This is a genomic window from Actinomadura sp. KC06 (assembly GCF_004348735.1).
GTDB lineage: Bacteria > Actinomycetota > Actinomycetes > Streptosporangiales > Streptosporangiaceae > Spirillospora.
Genome location: NZ_SMKT01000359.1, coordinates 1 through 2,484 on the forward strand (window position 1 = coordinate 1; position 2,484 = coordinate 2,484).

Annotated in this window: 1 protein-coding gene; it reads right to left on the reverse strand. The window is 66.5% G+C overall.

Annotated features, from left to right (window positions below; genetic code table 11):
* Positions 1-31 precede the first annotated feature (31 nt).
* Entirely contained in the window at positions 32-1,129 is a 1,098-nt protein-coding gene (locus E1287_RS42965) for a hypothetical protein (protein WP_131971858.1), read from the reverse strand.
* Between the last annotated feature and the right edge of the window lie 1,355 nt (positions 1,130-2,484).

Genomic DNA, 2,484 nt, shown 5'->3' on the forward strand with positions numbered 1-2,484 from the left:
CTCCGGCCTCACGGCCTGGTCCTGGCCCTGTTCAACGGACTCGTCCACGGTCGCGGACGGCTCGGCGGTCTCGGTCATGTGGCGTCTCTTCCTTGATCGTTAGATCCGCCGTTATTTGTACAGTCCCGTGCACACTTCGCGGCATGTGTGTGCGTTGCTTCGGCGGGCGGCGAGCCGTCTGGCCGGAACCTTTGGGCTGCTCTGTGTTCAGTGGGAATGTCGTTCGGTCGAGGTCAGGCCGGCAAGCCGGTCGAGTGCGCGGGTGAGGGTGGTGAGGTTGTCCGGGTGTGCGGCGAGGTCGTCGATGCCGACCGACGGCCATGCCGCGTAGTCCTTGGCGCGGGCGTCGCTGATTTTGGGTTCGAGGGACGGGATCGCGATCAGGTCGTCGGCGAAGGCCCGCGATCGTGTCGGCGGGTAGGTGGTTGACTAGGGTGCCGAAGTTGATCCAGAGGGCGGGTCTGCCGCCAGGGTGCGCGGACAGGTTCCAGGTCGAGGGCCGCCGACCGGTGATCGGGTAGTGGGCGATCACGCTGGGGTAGGACCCGGATCCGCTGACCAGCCGGGCACCGGCGCCCTCGGCCGGAGTCCAGGACCCCCGACCGGAGGCCGAGGGTCCTTTCGCAGTGACGGCTGCGTTGCCGTACACGGTGGGCGCAAGCACCCCCAGACCAGTCTCGTTGCGGTGTCGGCGCAGGTCGACGGCCAGGACCTCGGCGGGGATCATCTGCTTGTTCAGGAATTCCACGATCGCGCGCAACTCGACCGGGATCTGATCGGCGACGAACAACAGGCGCAGCCGTCCTGCGAGCAGGTTGTCCCGGACGTTCTCCCAGAAGGCGTCGGGGCCCTGGCCGCCCAGAGCGCCTTGGTAAATCTCTTCGGGGAAGGCGCCGTCGCGTCGGCAGGTGTCCTCAAAGGACTGGCGAAGCAGTTGGGCGGGCCAGTAGCGCGATCCATTGGCGGCGTAGTCCAGCATCTGTGCCACCACCTCGCGGCGGGTCCGGGTGTCGGAGGCCCGCTTGACCTTCACTAGCGTGGGCACCGCGTCGGCGTCCACGAACAGGTGGTCCAGGCTGAAGGCAGAGCCGCTCAGCTCGCTCGCGGGAACCCCGATCTCCCGTCCCACCAGCACCAGCCGCCGCGCGGACCCGTCTCGCAAGGTCCCGACATCCAGGAGCCGGGGATGGGATGCAAGTTTCTTCTAAGGTCCGGACACCGGTCCCCGCGGTCCCGGAGCCGGTGTATCACTGAGTGTGGCGGCGAACCCGGCCGACTGGCTAGCTGTGCGCGTGCTTCAGTGGTCTGCGACGTTCTCTGTGATGAGGTGGGCCCGGCTTGCCGCAGTGCTTTCGGCCGCGGGAGGTCCTATGCGTCGAGGACGGCTGTAACCCCTGGTTCGGGGCGAGCCGCGCCGTCTACCTTTCCGTAGCCGGGCCGCAGGAGGAGGATTGCCTCAGCCGGTTGCATCGGGGTGGCTGGTGGTCGGCCCGGCTGGGGGTCTTGGATGGAACTGTGGGTCTCAATCGTCGGCTCTCTTTCCGGGGTCATGGCGGTGACCATGGCGGTCCTGCAATTCCGCCGTACTCCATCCCCAGAGTCCGGCCAGTCCAGGGCCTTCCCGATATGCCACGTGGTTCGCTGCCCGCGCCTGTCGGCCGTCTCCCATCGGTTGTCAGAGGCCGGGAAGCGCTCATGCATCGACTCACGGAGCTGGTGGACGCTCCGGATGGGAACGTTCATGTCCTCGCGGGCTTGGGAGGGGTCGGCAAATCGACGGTAGCGCTCAGCCTCGCGGATAGGGCAAGCCGTGGCGGTGCCAGCGTTTGGTGGATCTCAGCCCTAGATCACTCCACATTGGCCGCATCGCCGAGTACACGGTCAACCACCATCGATACCTCACGAGTCCGCGACTGCAGCGGTACGCATATCCGGGCCAGATACTGCAGAACCTCCACGAGAGCCCTGACCTGGCCGCGCTCCTACGGAGAATTACGGACCTGCCTCTGTTCCCCACCCGGGCCGCCTATGTCTACTACGACCGAGGCGGCCATATCGGCCTGCACACCGATATCCCCCAGTGCACGGCCACACTTTTTCTTCCGCTCGATCCTGCCCGCCCCCCACCGCTCTACGTCCGCTCGGATCTGATGACCGCTGGACCCGTCGAACTTTTGAGGGCCGCCCGAGAAAATGGTCGTGCACCACGGGGACAAGCGGTTGCCTACACGCGAGGCGTCGGGATCTTGATCCTGGGTTCGCGACTACCGCATTACCGCCCATCGACCCCGGTCCCGCTAACGCTCGCGACTTTGTGCTTCGACCGCATCAATTAGCTGTTACCGCCTCTCGCGCCGCCGGACCCGGCTCGGCCCGTACACCGCCGGCCGGCCGTCCGCCTCCCATCTCGAAAGATCCCGATCATCTGTGTGCAACTCCCTGCAAAACAGCGGCTCGCGCGGGGCGGCGGTGTACGGGCCGAGC